This window comes from Bradyrhizobium sp. CCBAU 11361 (assembly GCF_028128935.1).
GTDB lineage: Bacteria > Pseudomonadota > Alphaproteobacteria > Rhizobiales > Xanthobacteraceae > Bradyrhizobium > Bradyrhizobium niftali.
Map to the genome: position 1 here is coordinate 34,460 of NZ_LBJZ01000179.1, position 16,292 is coordinate 50,751.

14 protein-coding genes are annotated in these 16,292 nt (G+C 66.6%); 3 read left to right on the top strand and 11 right to left on the bottom strand.

Going from position 1 to position 16,292, the window contains the following annotated elements; translation table 11 throughout:
- The first annotated feature begins 134 nt into the window (after positions 1 to 134).
- The 3 genes from addB to trxA all read left to right on the top strand — a co-directional run bounded on the left by addB (position 135) and on the right by trxA (position 7,172).
- On the top strand, positions 135 to 3,281 hold the full coding sequence (addB, locus tag XI08_RS22610) for a double-strand break repair protein AddB (protein WP_271576024.1): 3,147 nt from the start codon (positions 135 to 137) through the stop codon (positions 3,279 to 3,281).
- On the top strand, positions 3,275 to 6,784 hold the full coding sequence (addA, locus tag XI08_RS22615) for a double-strand break repair helicase AddA (protein WP_271576025.1): 3,510 nt from the start codon (positions 3,275 to 3,277) through the stop codon (positions 6,782 to 6,784). The genes addB and addA overlap by 7 nt, the downstream gene beginning before the upstream one ends.
- Positions 6,785 to 6,851: 67 nt before the next feature.
- Positions 6,852 to 7,172 (top strand): thioredoxin, encoded by a 321-nt coding sequence (trxA, locus tag XI08_RS22620; RefSeq protein WP_008540017.1) that lies wholly within the window; start codon positions 6,852 to 6,854, stop codon positions 7,170 to 7,172.
- A 147-nt stretch (positions 7,173 to 7,319) separates the two neighbouring features.
- Here the strand turns inward: trxA and XI08_RS22625 are convergent, their stop codons facing one another.
- The 11 genes from XI08_RS22625 to sppA form a co-directional block, all read right to left on the bottom strand.
- Positions 7,320 to 7,787 carry a MarR family winged helix-turn-helix transcriptional regulator gene (locus XI08_RS22625; RefSeq protein ID WP_271576026.1) on the bottom strand — a complete coding sequence of 156 codons (468 nt, stop codon included), beginning with the start codon at positions 7,785 to 7,787 and terminating at the stop codon, positions 7,320 to 7,322.
- The gene (locus XI08_RS22630) at positions 7,784 to 8,140 is read right to left on the bottom strand and encodes a hypothetical protein (protein ID WP_271576027.1); all 357 of its coding nucleotides are present in this window, start codon (positions 8,138 to 8,140) and stop codon (positions 7,784 to 7,786) included. Before XI08_RS22630 ends, XI08_RS22625 begins: the two co-directional genes overlap by 4 nt.
- 106 nt (positions 8,141 to 8,246) lie before the next feature.
- Positions 8,247 to 8,987: a metallophosphoesterase family protein gene (locus tag XI08_RS22635; protein ID WP_271576028.1), complete on the bottom strand. Its 741-nt coding sequence runs from the start codon at positions 8,985 to 8,987 to the stop codon at positions 8,247 to 8,249.
- 105 nt (positions 8,988 to 9,092) lie between these two features.
- Positions 9,093 to 10,436, bottom strand: coding sequence for a bifunctional folylpolyglutamate synthase/dihydrofolate synthase (locus XI08_RS22640; RefSeq protein WP_271576029.1), 1,344 nt, complete (start codon positions 10,434 to 10,436; stop codon positions 9,093 to 9,095).
- The gene (gene accD / locus XI08_RS22645) at positions 10,433 to 11,374 is read right to left on the bottom strand and encodes an acetyl-CoA carboxylase, carboxyltransferase subunit beta (RefSeq protein ID WP_027546854.1); all 942 of its coding nucleotides are present in this window, start codon (positions 11,372 to 11,374) and stop codon (positions 10,433 to 10,435) included. The genes XI08_RS22640 and accD overlap by 4 nt, the downstream gene beginning before the upstream one ends.
- Positions 11,375 to 11,486: 112 nt before the next feature.
- Positions 11,487 to 12,323: a tryptophan synthase subunit alpha gene (gene trpA / locus XI08_RS22650; RefSeq protein WP_271576030.1), complete on the bottom strand. Its 837-nt coding sequence runs from the start codon at positions 12,321 to 12,323 to the stop codon at positions 11,487 to 11,489.
- Positions 12,320 to 13,537, bottom strand: a complete 1,218-nt coding sequence (gene trpB / locus XI08_RS22655; protein ID WP_135175182.1) for a tryptophan synthase subunit beta — start codon at positions 13,535 to 13,537, stop codon at positions 12,320 to 12,322. Before trpB ends, trpA begins: the two co-directional genes overlap by 4 nt.
- Positions 13,534 to 14,205: a phosphoribosylanthranilate isomerase gene (locus XI08_RS22660; RefSeq protein ID WP_271576031.1), complete on the bottom strand. Its 672-nt coding sequence runs from the start codon at positions 14,203 to 14,205 to the stop codon at positions 13,534 to 13,536. The genes trpB and XI08_RS22660 overlap by 4 nt, the downstream gene beginning before the upstream one ends.
- Before the next feature lie 66 nt (positions 14,206 to 14,271).
- Positions 14,272 to 14,664 carry a lipopolysaccharide assembly protein LapA domain-containing protein gene (locus tag XI08_RS22665; RefSeq protein WP_271576032.1) on the bottom strand — a complete coding sequence of 131 codons (393 nt, stop codon included), beginning with the start codon at positions 14,662 to 14,664 and terminating at the stop codon, positions 14,272 to 14,274.
- Positions 14,665 to 14,731: 67 nt separating this feature from the next.
- Positions 14,732 to 15,037 (bottom strand): integration host factor subunit beta, encoded by a 306-nt coding sequence (locus XI08_RS22670; RefSeq protein ID WP_008539997.1) that lies wholly within the window; start codon positions 15,035 to 15,037, stop codon positions 14,732 to 14,734.
- Between the two features lie 171 nt (positions 15,038 to 15,208).
- On the bottom strand, positions 15,209 to 16,189 hold the full coding sequence (gene sppA, locus XI08_RS22675; RefSeq protein ID WP_027546859.1) for a signal peptide peptidase SppA: 981 nt from the start codon (positions 16,187 to 16,189) through the stop codon (positions 15,209 to 15,211).
- Positions 16,190 to 16,292 lie beyond the last annotated feature (103 nt).

A 16,292-nucleotide genomic window follows, 5' to 3' on the forward strand; every position in this document is an offset into this window, starting at 1 on the left:
TTCGCGGATGATGACAGCGGGAAACAAGCCGCCAGAACCGTAGGATGGCGAACAGCGGGGACGACTTCACCTCCGCCCATGACCATTTGAGTCCACCTCCCTATATTGGCGCCTGATCCCGAATCAGGCAGCCGATGCGCGTTTTCAGTGTTCCCATCTCAGTTCCGTTCCTGCGCACGGTCGTCACGGCCCTGCTCGACGGCCGGCTGGTCGAGGGATTCGCGGCGCGCAAGGATCCGGCGCGGCTTGCGGACGCCACGCTCTACCTGCCGACCCGGCGCGCCATGCGCGTCGTGCGCGAGATCTTCCTCGACGAGATGAAGGCGGACGCCGTCGTGCTGCCGCGCATCGTCGCGCTCGGCGACATCGACGAGGACGAGCTCGCCTTCGCCGATGAAGGCGAGCAGTTCGCGGGCGCAACGCCGCTCGACATTCCGCCCCGGCTCGGCGAGCTCGAACGGCGGCTGACGCTGGCGCAGCTCGTCGCCGCCTGGGCCAAGGGCCCGGTGCTGTCGCCGCTGGTGGTTGGCGGCCCTGCCTCGACGCTGGCTCTCGCCGGCGACCTCGCGCGCCTGATCGACGACATGGTGACGCGCGGCGTCGACTGGAGCGCGCTCGATGGCCTGGTGCCGGACCAGCTCGATCGCTACTGGCAGCACTCACTGGAATTCCTGCGCATCGCACGCATCGCCTGGCCCGGCCATCTCGCCGAGATCAACCGGATCGAGCCCGCGGCGCGGCGCGATCTCCTGATCGCGGCGGAAGCGAGGCGCCTGACCGCGCATCCCCATGGACCCGTGATCGCGGCCGGCTCGACCGGCTCGATGCCGGCCACGGCGAAATTCCTGCATGCGGTTGCCTCGCTGCCGCATGGCGCGGTGGTGCTGCCGGGGCTCGACACCGATCTCGACGAGGACGCCTGGCGAACCATCGGCGGCGTCCGCGATGCGCTCGGCAAGTTCGCGGAGCATCCGGCGTCGAACCATCCGCAATATGCCATGCACGCGCTGCTGGAGCGGTTCGGCATCAAGCGCCGTGACGTCGAGCTGCTTCATCCGCCCGCGGAAGGCGGCCGCGATCTGCTCGCGTCGGAAGCGATGCGGCCGTCGGCCAAGACGGAAGTTTGGCACGACCGGCTGAAGCAGCCGGATGTCGCGGCAAAGATCGCCGGCGGCATGACGAGGCTCGCGGTCGTCGGGGCGCCCAACCCCGAAATGGAAGCGCTGGCGATTGCGATCGCGATGCGCGAGGCCCGGCACCTCGACAAATCGGCGGCGCTGGTGACGCCGGACCGCGCGCTGGCGCGGCGGGTGATGGCTGCGCTCACCCGATGGGATCTCGCCTTCGACGATTCCGGCGGCGACGTGCTGATGGAAACGTCCGCCGGCGTTTTTGCGCGCCTCGCGGCCGAAGCGGCGACCAAGGGATTGGAGCCGCCGACGCTGCTGGCGATGCTGAAGCATCCGCTGTGCCGGCTCGGCCGGCTACCTGGCGCATGGAAGGCAGCAATCGAAGGTCTGGAGCTCGCCGTCCTGCGCGGCACGCGCCCGCCTGCGGGCACGGCCGGCCTGCTGCGTGAATTCAACCGCTTTCGCGAGGAACTGGCAAAGCTGTGGCGCAGCGAGGTCTCCGCGCTCCACAAGGCCGAGCCGCGCGCACGTCTCAAGGCGGAGGACCTCGATCGCATCCAGGCCCTGATCGATGCCTTGCGACAAGCCTTGGCGCCGATCGAGAGTCTCGCATCATCAAAGCCATATGACTTCGCCGAGCTCGCGCATCGGCATCGCGAGATCATGATCGAGCTGTCGCGCGACGAGCAGGGCATCCCGCTGGCCTTCGAGGAGCGCGAGGGCCTCGCGCTCGCCAGTGCCTTCGACGATCTCCTGCGCGGCGGAACGACCAGCGGATTGATGGTTCCGCAGCCAGATTACCCCGACGTCTTCCAGACCGCGTTCGGCGATCGCGCGGTCCGGCGGCGTGACAGACCGGGGGCGCGGCTCCAGATCTACGGCCCGCTGGAATCGCGCCTGATGCAGGCCGACCGGATCATCGTCGGCGGCCTGATCGAGGGCGTCTGGCCGCCGGCGCCGCGTATCGATCCCTGGCTCAGCCGGCCGATGCGGCACGAGCTCGGCCTCGATCTGCCGGAGCGACGCATCGGCCTCTCCGCCCACGATTTCGCACAACTGCTCGGCGGAGATGAGGTGATCCTCACCCATTCCGCCAAGGCCGGCGGCGCGCCGGCGGTGGCTTCGCGCTTCCTGCATCGGTTGGAGGCGGTTGCGGGCGACGATCGCTGGAAGGCGGCCATTCGCGCCGGCGAGAAATACGTGCAGTTCGCTGCTACGCTGGACCAGCCCGACGAGGTCAGGCCGATCAAGCAACCCGAACCGCGGCCACCGCGCGCGACACGGCCGCTGAAAATGTCGGTGACCGCGATCGAGGACTGGCTGCGCGATCCCTACACGATCTACGCCAAGCACATTTTGCGGCTCGATGCGCTCGATCCCGTCGACATGCCGCTGTCGGCCGCCGACCGCGGCTCGGCGATCCACGATGCGCTCGGCGAATTCACGGAAAGCTATGCGACGCGCCTGCCCGCCGATCCCGCGCGCGTGCTGCGCGCGATCGGCGAAAAGTATTTCGCGCCGCTGATGGAGCGTCCCGAGGCGCGCGCGCTGTGGTGGCCTCGATTCCAGCGCATCGCGCGCTGGTTTGGCGAATGGGAGACGGTACGGCGTGATGCGATCGAGTCGATCACCGCGGAGACGCGGGGCGAGATCTCGATCAGGCTCGACCACGACCGCAGCTTCCAGCTCTCCGCCCGCGCCGACCGCATCGAGCGGCGCCAGGGCGGCAGCTATGCCATCCTCGACTACAAGACCGGTCAGCCGCCGACCGGCAAGCAGGTGCGCATGGGCCTGTCGCCGCAGCTGACGCTGGAAGCCGCGATCCTGCGCGAGGGCGGATTCCCTGACATCGACGCAGGTTCGTCCGTTAGCCAGCTCGTCTATGTGCGCCTGAGCGGCAACAATCCGCCCGGCGAGGAGCGCATCCTCGAGCTCAAGTTCAAGCAAGGCGACGAAGCGCAGCCGCCGGATACGGCTGCCGCTGAGGCCCGGGCCAAGCTGGAAGCGCTGATCCGCGCGTTCGAGGACGAGAACCAAGCCTACACCTCGCTGAACCTGCCGATGTGGTCCAACCGCTACGGCACCTATGACGACCTCGCCCGCATCAAGGAGTGGTCGGCGGCGGGCGGACTGGGGATCGAGGAATGGTGAAGGCGCCGCGTCCCATCCCCGATGAAGTGCGCGCGCGGCAGGCGCGCGCATCCGATCCAGCGGCATCGGCCTTCGTGTCGGCCAATGCCGGCTCGGGCAAGACCCACGTGCTGGTGCAGCGCGTGATCCGTCTGCTGCTGTCGGGCGTGCCGCCGGAAAAGATCCTCTGCATCACCTTCACCAAGGCCGCCGCCGCCAACATGGCCGAGCGCGTCTTCACCACGCTCGGCCATTGGGTGACGCTGGACGATGATGCGCTCACGAAGGCCATTGTTGCCGTCGGCATCCCGCATCCCAACGCAAAGCTGCGACGCGAAGCGCGAAAGCTGTTCGCCTGCGCGCTGGAAACGCCCGGCGGATTGAAGGTGCAGACCATCCACGCGCTGTGCACCCGCCTGCTCCAGCAGTTTCCGTTCGAGGCCAACGTGCCGGCGCGCTTTTCCGTCATCGACGAGCGCGACCAGACCGACATGATGGAACGCGCCAATCTGAAGGTGCTGCTGGAGGCCGCACGCGACCCGGAGACGGTCACCGGCCGTGCGCTGCTGACCGCGATGGCCAGCGCCGCCGACGTCACCTTCAAGGAGGTCGTGCGCGAGGCTTGTCTGAGCCGCGATCATTTCATGGCCTGGACGGACGAGGCCGGCAACGCAGAAGCTGCCGCCGCGCAGATGGCGGCGGTGCTGGGCGTTGATGCGAGCGACCGCATCGAGGACGTCGAGACGGAGATTCTGGACGGTCCGTTCCTGCCGCGATCGCGCTGGGACGACATCGCCTTCGCGCTGGAAGATGGCAGCAAGTCCGACAACGACCAGGCCAGCCGGCTCCGCGAGGCAAAAGCCTTTTCCGGCAGCGCGCAGGTCGATGCCTATCTCGGCGTCTTCCTCACTGACGAGAAGCTGCCGCGCAAGGCGGTGCTGACCAGGAAGTTTTGCGATCACAACCCCTCCGTCGCCCGCCTGTTCGAGAACGAGGCGCAGCGCATCTGTGGATTGATCGAGAAGCGCCGTGCGGTGACGATGCGTGACCGCACGGCGGCCCTGCTGCATATCGCGACCGCGGCGGCCGCGAACTATCGGCGCGAGAAGCAGGAGCGCGGGCTGCTCGACTACGACGATTTGATCGACAAGACGCTGGCGATGCTCAACCGCGTCTCCTCGGGCTGGGTACACTACAAGCTCGACCGCGGCGTCGACCACGTGCTGATCGACGAGGCCCAGGACACCAGCCCGCGGCAATGGGACATCGTCGCGCACATCATCTCCGAGTTCACCGCGGGCGAAGGCGCGCGCGAGGGGCTGAACCGCACCATCTTCGCCGTCGGCGACGAAAAGCAGTCGATCTTCTCCTTTCAGGGTGCCCAGCCCCGAGAATTCGACGCGCGCCGGCGCGAGTTGCACCGCAAGTTCACCGCCGCCGGGCTGAAATTCGATCCGGTCGCCTTCACCTATTCGTTCCGCTCGGGTGCCGCGATCCTGCACTCGGTCGACCACGTCTTCCGCGACCCCGCGATCTACAAGAGCATCCATTCGGTCGAGATCGGCCATCCCCTGCACAATGCGCTTGCCGATGCAGCTCCCAGCGTGATCGAGCTGTGGGACCTGGCTGAAGCCGACGATCGGCAGGACATCGAGGGCTGGCGCGCCCCGTTCGACGGCGTCGCCGTCACCAGCCCCGAGGTCAAGCTCGCCCGCCGCATCCAGGCCGAGATCAAGCGTCTGGTCGAAAGCGGCACGCTGACCGGACATGAAGGCGAACGGCGGCCGCTGCGCTACGGCGACATGCTGATCCTGGTCCGCCGCCGCGGCAACGCGTTCGACGCCGTGATCCAGGCGCTGAAGCACGCCAACGTGCCGGTCGCCGGCGCCGACCGGCTGAAGCTCACCGAGCACATCGGCATCATCGACCTGATGAACCTTGCGGACGCGCTGCTGCTGCCGCAAGACGATCTCGCGCTCGCGGTCGCGCTGAAGAGCCCGCTGTTCGGGCTCGATGACGACGATCTGTTTCAGCTTGCCCATGGCCGCAAGGGCTCGCTGCGCCGCGCGCTCGGCGAGCACGCATCGACGAGCGAGAAGTTCGCCACAGCACTGCGCCGGCTCGAGGCCTGCGAGACTCGCGCGCGCGAGGAGACGCCGTTCGCCTTCTACGCGTGGCTGCTCGGCGGCGACGGCGGCCGCGCGCGCATCCTGCGCCGGCTCGGCCATGAGGCCAATGACGCGCTCGACGAGTTCCTGGAGCTGGCGCTGAACTACGAGCGCAAAGCGCCGGCCTCGCTGCAAGGCTTCATGGCCTGGCTGCGCTCGGCCGACACCGAAGTGAAGCGCGACATGGAAATCTCCCGCGACGAGGTACGGGTGATGACCGTGCACGGCGCCAAGGGCCTCGAAGCGTCCGTCGTGTTCATGGTCGACACGACGTCGTCGCCCGCGGACTCGCAGCGGGTCCGGCTGATCAACGTGCCGCGCGGCAATGGCGGCGAGGTGGTGGTGTGGGCCGGCCGCAAGGCCGACGATCCCAAGCCGGTCGTCGAGGCGCGCAAGGCCATGCTCGAGGAGACTGAGGACGAATACCGCCGCCTGCTCTACGTCGCGATGACACGCGCGGCCGACCGGCTGATCGTCGGCGGCTGCATGCCCGGCAATATGAGGACGGTCCGCAAGCTGAGCTGGTACGATTTGGTCGACACCGGGCTCACCGGCTCGGGCCTGGAGAAGCAGACGGTGGAGACGCCGCTTGGCAAGGTGACGCGATTCGCCCGGCCGGAGGACGTCGTTGCCCTCGGCACGCCCACGACATCCGTGGACCAGACGATCGCGTTGCCGGACTGGCTGCGGACGCCGGCACCGCGCGAGATGCTTGATGACGATTCCGTGCGCCCCTCGGGCCAGTCGGCGGAGGAAGGCCGCTCGGTGCGGTCAGGCGAATCGGTGCAGTCGCGCGCGCGCGCGCTGCAACGCGGCACGCTGGCGCACCGGCTGCTCCAGTCGCTGCCCGACATCGCCCCCGAACGCCGGCGCGAGGCCGCGCTCGGCTTCATGGCGCGCAATGCCTCGGACTGGGCGGAGGCCGACCGCACCGCGCTGGCCGGCAAGGTGCTCGCGCTGATCGCCGAGCCGCGATTTGCCCCGGTCTTCGCCGCCGGCAGCCGGGCCGAGGTCGCCATCGTCGGCAGGCTGGAGCGGCCGGGCCGACCGCCGGCGCTGGTATCGGGGCAGATCGACCGGCTGGTCGTTCGTCCGGACGAGGTCCTGATTGTCGATTTCAAGACCAACCAGGCGGCGCCCAAAAGCGCGGCCGAGGCGCCCGCGGCCTATGTCCGGCAGCTCGCGCTGTACCGGGCGGTGCTATCGAGGCTTTATCCCCAAAAGCCTGTCAGGGCCGTCCTGCTCTGGACCGAGGCCCTTGAATATATGGAGATTTCAGCCCCCGCGCTGGACGCGGCGCTGGCATCCCTTCATCTCAGTGTGAGCGTCCTTGACCCGGCAAGGGGCCGTTCATAGGTTGACGGCATGATCCCGGGCGCGATTCCCAACCGCGCCGATTCTTTCAACCGAGTGAGGTACTCCAATGGCCGTTAGCAAGGTTTCCGACGCCGATTTCGAAGCCGAAGTGCTCAAGGCGAACGGCCCTGTCGTCGTCGATTTCTGGGCCGAATGGTGCGGCCCCTGCCGCATGATCGCCCCCGCCCTCGACGAGATCGCCGGCGCGATGGGCGACAAGGTCAAGATCGTGAAGCTCAATGTCGACGAGAGCCCGAAGACCGCGTCGAAGTACGGCGTGATGTCGATCCCGACCCTGATGATCTTCAAGGGCGGCGAGATGGCCTCCCGCCAAGTCGGCGCCGCGCCGAAGGCGAAGCTGCAGCAGTGGATCACGTCGGCGGTCTGATCCGCGGCGCGACCGACTTAGATTTGTGCGGCGGCCGGCAACTTGCCGGCCGTTTTGTTTTGCCCGTAGCCCGGATGGAGCGCAGCGCAATCCGGGGCCGTCATCGCGTGTGGCACGATTCCCGGATTGCGCTTCGCTCCATCCGGGCTACTCATCAACTCGCTCAATGCCTTCGACGAGCGCCTGAAACATCGCAACCAGTCGCTTGGTGTCGGACGCCAGCGGCTTAAAGAACGCGGCGTCGGCGTCTTCGACTGCCACGACAGCTTTCCGCGCGAGATCGCGGCCCACCTTGGTGACCGTGATCGCCTTGGCGCGCGGGTCCTGAGGATGATCGATCCGCTCGATCAACCCTGCTGCTTCCAGCGCGCGCAACACCTGGGACGTGGTCATCGGATCGATGCCGCTGAGCTGAGAGAGCCGCACCTGGGTCAGCGTTTCCTCAGCGCCGAACCAGGTCGCCGTGGCCAGCAACACGAATTGGGAATGGGTGAGCTCGTAAGGCTGAAGCGCCACCCGCAGCCGGCGTTGCCAGGCGTTCGAGATCTTCCAGAGCAGGAAGCCCGGGCTTTCGGCGGGTCCGGACAGACGGGTCGGGAGTGGCGGCTTCGTCATCGCGCCCCCTCGGCCAGTTTGGACAGGCTCGCGAGCACCTCGGGAAAATCGGCGGAAACCGCCGGGCCGATCTCGGCGGCCTGCGGGCCGCGGGCATCGACGGCGTAGACAATGCGCGTGCGCGCCGGTCCAAGCGGCTCGATGCGGTGGGCGACAAGGATGACGAGATCGCCCACCCGTGTTTCGTCGACGAAGCAGGTGCCGGTCGCAAACGGTCCGTCGATGTTGATCTGCTCGATGCCCGCGTTCCAGTTTTTCCAGGCGGGGACATCGCGAAAGATGCTCCAGATCGTCTCTGGGGTCGCCGACGTCTCGATGGCGTATTCGCTCCGCCAGGTGTTTTCGTCGCTCATGGCACGCTCCCTCTTTAATATGCGCGCTTATAATAAGCGCACTTATTATCGAGTCAAGCCCGAACCCCGGATTTCGCTGCGCTCCATCCGGGCTACGCGGTGGCGTCTACTTGATCCATCCCGTCGCGAGCGCGTTCGCGAGCTCCGGCTGATTGTTGCGGCGCGCGAGCGCGGCCATCGTTTCATGGTCGTAGGCGATCTGGCGGAACGTCACCTGCCAGGCACCGTCAGTGAGTTCGAGGATCGCGTAGCGCGCGTGCGGCGTGCCGGCCTCGACGACATGCGGGAACGGATGCTTGTCGCGATAGCCGGGGCTGCCGACGCTGCCGGGATTGACGATCAGCCGGCCATCGCGCAAGCGCACCGCGCGGGCGAGATGGGTGTGGGCGCAGAGGATCAGGGATTGCGTGATGCCTTGCGCGAGCTGCTCGATGCGATCGAGCGGCGACAGCGCGACCGTGCCGTCGGGATGCACGGTGTCGAGCCAATAGACCTCGTCATTGTCGGGCGTCGCGTGGCAGAGGAAAACCCGGTCGCGGAACACGCGCGTCATCGGCTGCGCCCGCAGCCAGTCGAGTTGCGCGGCACTCAGCTGCGCATGGGCAGGACGATCCCATGAACCCATCTTCTCCGGCGGACGGTCGAGCAGGTAGCGGTCGTGATTGCCGAGCACGTGCACGGCCTCGAGCTGCATCAGGATCTCGATGGTCTGCCGCGCGTCGAGCGGACCGCTCAACATGTCGCCGAGATTGACGATGTCGGCGATGCCCTGCGCGCGGATGTCGGCGAACACCGCCTCCAGCGCGAGATGGTTTCCATGGATGTCGGCAATCGCGGCAAAGCGCATTGGCATTCCTGTCGTAGCCCGGATGGAGCGAAGCGTAATCCGGGAATCTATCGGCTTGGCGAGACCTCCCGGATTGCGCTTCGCTCCATCCGGGCTACGCAACCGCTATGCAGGAGGCGTGCCGTTGATGCCGAGCACGTGGCCGGCGAGATAGAGCGAACCCGTGATCAGGATGCGCGGCGGCACCTCGTAGGCGAGCTTCGACAGCGCGCGCAGCGCGGCCTCGATGCCGGTCGCGTGCTCGACCCGCATGCCGAGGCTGCGTGCGGCGTCCGCGAGGCGGTCGGCCGGCATCGCATTCTCGGTGTCGGGAATCGGCACCGCGATGATGTGACGGGTGAGGCCGGCGAAATTGGCGAGAAAACCTTGCGCATCCTTGTTGGCCATCATGCCTGCGATCACGACCAGCGGCCGCGACACCCGCTCTTCGAGATCGCCGAGCGCGGCCGCTGCGACGCGCCCGCCTTCCGCATTGTGCCCGCCGTCGAGCCAGATCTCCGAGCCCTGCGGCCCCCAGGAGAGCAGCTCGCCCGAGGTGATGCGCTGCATCCGCGCCGGCCATTCGGCTCCGACGATGCCGGCCTCGAACGCCGCCTGATTGACCTTGAACGTCGGAATCGCGCGCAGTGTCGCGATCGCAAGCCCGGCATTGTCGAACTGGTGACGGCCGAACAGGCGCGGCGCGGCGAGATCCATCAGGCCGCGATCGTCGGAATAGACAAGGCGCCCATGCTCGACATTGACGTGCCAGCTCTCGTTCGCGGCAAACAGCGGCGCGCGCATGCGCTTGGCCTGCGCCTCGATCACGGCCATCGCCTCGCCCGCCTGCTCGGCCGAGATCACGGGCACGCCGCGCTTGATGATCGCCGCCTTCTCGCCGGCGATGGAGGTCAGCGTATCGCCGAGGAAGTCCGTGTGGTCCATGCTGACAGGCGTGATCACGGTGGCCGCCGGCGTGTCGACCACATTGGTCGAATCGAGCCGTCCGCCAAGACCGACTTCGAGCAGCACCACGTCCGCCGGGTTCTGCGCGAACAGATGAAACGCGGCGGCCGTCTTCAGCTCGAACACGGTCGCAGGCTCGCCGGCATTGACGCGTTCGACCTCTTCCAGCGCGGCGCACAGCTCGTCGTCGCCGACCAGCACGCCGCCACCGAGGCGGCCGAGCCGGAAGCATTCGTTGATGCGAACCAGATAGGGCGAGGTGTAGGCGTGCACGCGCAGGTTTGCTGCTTCCAGCGTCGCGCGCAGATAAGCGAGCGTCGAGCCCTTGCCATTGGTGCCGGCGATGTGGATCACCGGGGGCAGCTTGCTTTCGGGATGGCCGAGCCGCTCCAGCAGGCGGTGCATCCGCTCCAGCCCGAGATCGATACGCTTCTGATGCAGGGCCGACAGCCGCCCGATCAATTCGCCGAGCGGCGGCTTTGCGCTGTCAGGAGATGCGTTCACGCGTGCGGCGCGGCCGGCGCCGTCTCGGAAGCCGATACGATCTGCGCCGGGCTGACGACCGGCTGCACCGATTTCGACGCGGTCTCCAGCGCCGGAGCCTTGGTCAACAGGCGACAGAGCCGTGCCAGGGTCGGGCGCAGCTCATGGCGATGCACGACCATGTCGATCATGCCGTGCTCTTTCAGGTACTCGGCGCGCTGGAAACCTTCCGGGAGCTTCTCGCGGATGGTCTGCTCGATCACGCGCGCTCCGGCAAAGCCGATCAGCGCGCCGGGCTCGGCGATCTGCACGTCGCCCAGCATCGCGTAGGAGGCGGTGACGCCGCCGGTGGTCGGGTTGGTCAGCACGACGATGTAGGGCTGTTTTGCCTCGCGCAGCATCTGTACCGCAACGGTCGTGCGCGGCATCTGCATCAGCGACAGGATGCCTTCCTGCATGCGCGCGCCGCCGGATGCGGCGAACACGATGAACGGCGACTTCTTCTCGACCGCGAGTTCGAGCCCGCGCACGATGGCTTCGCCCGCGGCCATGCCGAGCGAGCCTCCCATGAAGTCGAAATCCTGCACGGCGATGACGACGGCGGCGCCTTCGAGCTTGCCATAGCCGACCTTGATCGCGTCGTTGAGGTTAGTTCGCGCACGGGCATCCTTGATGCGGTCGACGTATTTCTTTTCGTCGCGGAACTTGAGCGGGTCCGGCGTGACCTCGGGCAGCGCGACGTCGTACCAGGTCTCGTTGTCGAAGATCGACTTCAGACGTGCCACCGCGCCCATGCGCATGTGGTAGTTCGAGCCGGGAATGACGAACTGGTTGGCCTCGACGTCCTTGTAGAACACGAGCTGCCCGGAATCCGGACACTTGATCCACAGATTCTCCGGCGTCTCCCGCCGCAGCATGTTGCGGATCTTCGGCCGGACCACATTGGTAAGCCAGTTCATGGTTTGCTCCGATGTGCGATCCCGCTCCGGGAACCGCCTGAAGGGATATATGGCTGCCGGACCCTGCCCCGGCAAGCCGCCGTGTCGTCCGCCCCAAAAGCGGAATTATGGCCTATTCCGCCGCCTGCTGCGCGCCCTTGACGCCCTGGGCCAGGGAGGCCGTCAGTTCGGCGACGGCGTTAACGGTTTTGGCGGTGGCCCGGCCGTCTGCATCGAGGCTGTTCTTGAGCGCATCGACCAGCGCGGTACCGACCACCGCGCCGTTCGCATGCGACGCGATGGCGCGCGCAGTCTCCGGCGTGCGGATGCCGAAACCGACGCAGACCGGCAGCTTGGTGTGGCGCTTGATGCGGGCGACCGCTTCGCTCACCGCCGAGGAGTCCGCCGCCGCAGCCCCGGTGATACCGGTGATCGAGACGTAGTAGACGAAGCCCGAAGTGTTGGCGAGCACGGCCGGCAGGCGCTTGTCGTCGGTCGTCGGCGTCGCCAGACGAATGAAGTTGAGGCCGGCCTTCATCGCGGGCAGGCACAGCTCATCGTCTTCTTCCGGCGGCAGATCGACGATGATGAGGCCGTCGACGCCGGCAGTCTTGGCATCGACCAGGAACTTGTCGACGCCGTAGATGTAGATCGGGTTGTAATAGCCCATCAGCACGATCGGCGTCGCATTGTCGTCCTTGCGGAAGCCGCGCACGAGCTCGAGCGTCTTCTTCAGCGTCATGCCGGCCTTGAGCGCGCGCAGGCCCGCGGCCTGGATCGACGGACCGTCGGCCATCGGATCGGTGAAAGGCATGCCGATCTCGATCACGTCGGCGCCGGACTTCGGCAGCGCCTTGATGATTTCGAGCGAGGTGGCGGGATCCGGATCGCCGGCCATCAGAAAGGTGACGAAGGCCGAGCGGCCCTGCTTCGCAAGCTCGGCAAAACGGGTGTCGATACGCGTGGTCACTTGCTCTTGCCCCTCAGGATGTCGCCGACCTGCGGGACGTCCTTGTCGCCGCGGCCGGAGAGATTGACGACCATCAGGTGATCTTTTGCCCGCTTCGGCGCGAGCTCCATCACCTTGGCGATGGCATGCGCGGGTTCGAGCGCGGGGATGATGCCTTCCAGCTTTGACAGCAGCTGGAACGCAGCGAGCGCCTCGTCGTCGGTCGCGGACAGATAATTCACGCGGCCGATCTCGTGCAGCCAGGAATGCTCGGGACCGATGCCGGGATAGTCGAGACCGGCCGAGATCGAATGGGCGTCCTGGATCTGGCCGTCCGCGTCCATCAAGAGATAGGTGCGGTTGCCGTGCAGCACGCCGGGGCGGCCGCCCGCGATCGATGCCGCATGCAATTGCGTCAGCCCGTGGCCGGCGGCTTCGACGCCGAAGATCTCGACGGTGGAATCGTCGAGGAAGGGGTGGAACAGGCCCATCGCGTTGGAGCCGCCGCCGATGCAGGCGACGAGCGAGTCCGGCAGGCGGCCTTCGACCTCCTGCATCTGCGCCTTGGTCTCGTTGCCGATGATCGACTGGAAGTCGCGCACCAGCGTCGGGTAGGGATGCGGGCCCGCCACCGTGCCGATGCAGTAGAACGTGTTGTGCACGTTGGTGACCCAGTCGCGCAGCGCCTCGTTCATGGCGTCCTTCAGCGTGCGCGTGCCCGACTGCACCGGGACCACCTTGGCACCCAGCATCTCCATGCGGATGACGTTGGGCTGCTGCCGCTCGACGTCGACGGCACCCATATAGACCACGCATTCGAGGCCGAAGCGCGCGCACAGCGTCGCGGTGGCGACCCCGTGCTGGCCGGCGCCGGTCTCGGCGATGATGCGCTTCTTGCCCATGCGTCGCGCCAGCATGATCTGGCCGAGCACGTTGTTCACTTTGTGCGAGCCGGTGTGGTTGAGCTCTTCGCGCTTGAGGTAGATTTTTGCGCCGCCGAGATGCTCGGTGAGACGCTCGGCGAAATAGAGCGGCGAGGGCCGGCCGACATAGTTCTTGAGGTAGCCGTTCATCTCGGCCTGGAAGGCCGGGTCGGCCTTGGCCGCGGTGTAGGCCTTCTCGAGATCGAGAATCAGCGGCATCAGCGTTTCGGCGACGAAGCGGCCGCCGAAAATGCCGAAATGGCCGCGCTCGTCGGGGCCGCTGCGGTAGGAATTTGGCTTGGCGATGTTCATCGGACGCTCAACTCTTGACTTGCATCTTGGGTGGCGCGCGCGGCGCGGATGAAGGCCTTGATCATCTCGGGGTCCTTGACGCCGGAGGCGCTCTCGACACCGGAGGACACGTCGACGCCACCGGCGCGGGTGACGCGAAGGGCTTCAGTGACGTTGTCTGCGTGAAGCCCGCCCGAGACCATGTAGGGCAAGTTCAGATCGAGGTTTTCGAGCAGGTGCCAGTCGAACGGCGCCCCTAAGCCGCCGGGCCGCGTCGCGTCCTTCGGCGCGCGCGCATCGAACAGGATGCGGTCGGCGACCGCGGCGTAGCCGGGCAGCACGGCAAGATCGGCTGACGTTGCGACCGGCACCGCCTTCATCACGGGGCGGCCGAACTTCTGCTTGATGTCGCGCAGCCGCGCCACGCTCTCCTTGCCGTGGAGCTGGAAAATGTCCGGCGACAGCGCGTCCATGATGTTGTCGAGCGTGGCGTCGTCGGCATCGACCGTGAGCGCAACCTTGAGCGCGCGTCGCTGCACCTGGCGGCCGAGATCGCGGCCAAGCTCCAGCGACAGATGCCGGGGCGAGGGCGGAAAGAACACGAACCCCACCATGTCGGCGCCCGCGTCGAGCGCTGTTTCGAGCGTCTCGCGCGTGGACAGGCCGCAGATTTTGACGAGCAGGGACATGGTCTCAAAGCAGGTAAAGGCCGCAACTCCGCGGCCGGAAAGCAGGGTTTTCGGTTGCGGCCGCTTCTACAACGTCGCGCGCTGCTTGTCTCGCCCGACGGGCCCGTAAAGGCCCACCCCGACGGGGGCGGGGAGGCGCTGGGAATCGGGCTTCGCCGCGACCGCCTGGGCCCGCAAACCGGCCAGTTCGGTCCGGGCGCTGCGCGCATCCGCCTCATGCCGGCGGGCCGCGCGGCGCCAGTGCCGCTGGCCGAACCAGACGGCACAGCCGCCGGCCAGGACGCCCAGCGCCGCCACCAGGATCAGCAGCACGAACAGCGGCAGCGTGACCGACAATGCCGGGTCGTCGGAGACAAAGGGATCGAGGGAGACCGTGACGAAATGCCGGTTGGAGACGGCGAACACCACCAGGATCAGACCCAGCGGAATCACGATCAGCGCGGTCAGGAACTTTCGCATCTTCGCTCGCCTTGAATCAAGCTTCCGGCCGCATCGCTCGCGACCGCGGGAAACCCTGACGCCGGCCTCAGTCTGCCGCGCCGGGATCCGGATGGTCGCGGTTCAGCCGCTCGCGCATTTCCTTGCCGGTCTTGAAGAACGGAACGCTCTTCTGATCGACGGGCACATGGGCGCCAGTGCGCGGATTACGCCCCGCGCGTGCAGGGCGATGCTTGACCGAGAAGGCACCGAAGCCGCGCAACTCGACGCGGTCGCCGCGTGCGAGAGCCGCTACGATCTCTTCGAGAATCGCATTCACAATGTTCTCGACATCCCGCTGGTACAGATGCGGGTTGTGCTCGGCGATACGCTGAACAAGTTCGGATTTGATCATCGAGAGATAGGACCCGGAAGCGTGCGGATGACCATTTCCGTGAAAATACCGTGATCTGTCAAGACGCTAAATCAAGGTTGAGCGTCGTGAAAATGCGTGACAAATGCCAAAAAAGCAGGCTGTCCCGACACTCGCCGGACGCGAAAACCCTCAATTGCTCGCCCACCCCCGTCAGTTTGACGCAGCCGGCTGCCACAACGCGAGCATTCCATCCATTCCGAACCGATCAACGGCCTGCGCGACGCCGGTTTGCCCGATTTGATGCGCAATCGAGCCCAAACCCAGCGCTTCCAGCGTCACGGCAGCAGCAGTCTTGAGGAACGGCAGGTCGCCGAATCGCGTCTGGAGCTTGTAGTCACGTACCGAAAGCCCCTTCTTGACGCCCTTCTGCTCGACCAGCCAGGTCACTGCAGTCTTCTCGTCACCGATCTGGTCGATCAGCTTGAGATCGATCGCCTGGCGTCCGGTGAAGACGCGGCCGTCGGCCACTTTCTCGAGCTGCGTGTCGTCCATGCCACGCCGTTCCTTCACCAGTCCCTTGAACCAGGCGTAGGAATCCCTCACCAGCGCGTCGAGCGCGGCCCGCGCCTCGGGACTGGTCGGCTCAAAACCGTTGGGCGCGGCCTTCAGCGGCGAGGATTTTACCTCCTCGACCTTGACGCCGATGGTCTTCAGGAGCTCGGTGACATTGGGGTACTGGAACAGCACACCGATCGAGCCGACCAGCGAGCTCTGCTGCGCGATGATGTGGTCGCTCGCGATCGCCGTGATGTAGCCGCCGGAGGCGGCGAGACCCTCGACCACGACGACGAGCGGCTTCTTCGCCTTGAGCCGGACCAGCGAGTCGTAGAGCTGCTCGGAGCCCGCGGTGGTGCCGCCCGGCGAGTTGATGTGGACGATGACGGCGGCGGCCTGCGAATTCTCCAGCCGCTCCAGCGCCTGCGTGCGATCGGAATCGCTGCGGATCAGGCCCTCGATCTGGACCCGCGCAATCGAGCCGGCGGTTGCGAAGGTGCCGCGCGCACCGGGCGTCGCGATCAAAGCGAAGCCCGCAATCGCCGCGATCGCGATCAACGCGGCCACGACGCGCCAGAACGTCAGCTTACGGCGGATCCTGCGGCGATCGACGATGATGTCCGAATCGAGCGACATCGGAATATCTCCAAATGAAAGACCCAGGCGCGTTGTGCCGTCACGGCGTGACCAACGGCTTATCTGGATACATCAATTGCGGCGCAATTTGAAGAAAACAAGG

Excerpts from the sequence above, each read along its gene's own strand:
- addB (WP_271576024.1), top strand. The coding sequence starts at position 135 with ATGCGCGTTTTCAGTGTTCCCATCTCAGTTCCGTTCCTGCGCACGGTC.
- addA (WP_271576025.1), top strand. The coding sequence starts at position 3,275 with ATGGTGAAGGCGCCGCGTCCCATCCCCGATGAAGTGCGCGCGCGGCAG.
- trxA (WP_008540017.1), top strand. The coding sequence starts at position 6,852 with ATGGCCGTTAGCAAGGTTTCCGACGCCGATTTCGAAGCCGAAGTGCTC.
- XI08_RS22625 (WP_271576026.1), bottom strand. The coding sequence starts at position 7,787 with ATGACGAAGCCGCCACTCCCGACCCGTCTGTCCGGACCCGCCGAAAGC.
- XI08_RS22630 (WP_271576027.1), bottom strand. The coding sequence starts at position 8,140 with ATGAGCGACGAAAACACCTGGCGGAGCGAATACGCCATCGAGACGTCG.
- XI08_RS22635 (WP_271576028.1), bottom strand. The coding sequence starts at position 8,987 with ATGCGCTTTGCCGCGATTGCCGACATCCATGGAAACCATCTCGCGCTG.
- accD (WP_027546854.1), bottom strand. The coding sequence starts at position 11,374 with ATGAACTGGCTTACCAATGTGGTCCGGCCGAAGATCCGCAACATGCTG.
- trpB (WP_135175182.1), bottom strand. The coding sequence starts at position 13,537 with ATGAACATCGCCAAGCCAAATTCCTACCGCAGCGGCCCCGACGAGCGC.
- XI08_RS22660 (WP_271576031.1), bottom strand. The coding sequence starts at position 14,205 with ATGTCCCTGCTCGTCAAAATCTGCGGCCTGTCCACGCGCGAGACGCTC.
- XI08_RS22665 (WP_271576032.1), bottom strand. The coding sequence starts at position 14,664 with ATGCGAAAGTTCCTGACCGCGCTGATCGTGATTCCGCTGGGTCTGATC.
- XI08_RS22670 (WP_008539997.1), bottom strand. The coding sequence starts at position 15,037 with ATGATCAAATCCGAACTTGTTCAGCGTATCGCCGAGCACAACCCGCAT.
- sppA (WP_027546859.1), bottom strand. The coding sequence starts at position 16,189 with ATGTCGCTCGATTCGGACATCATCGTCGATCGCCGCAGGATCCGCCGT.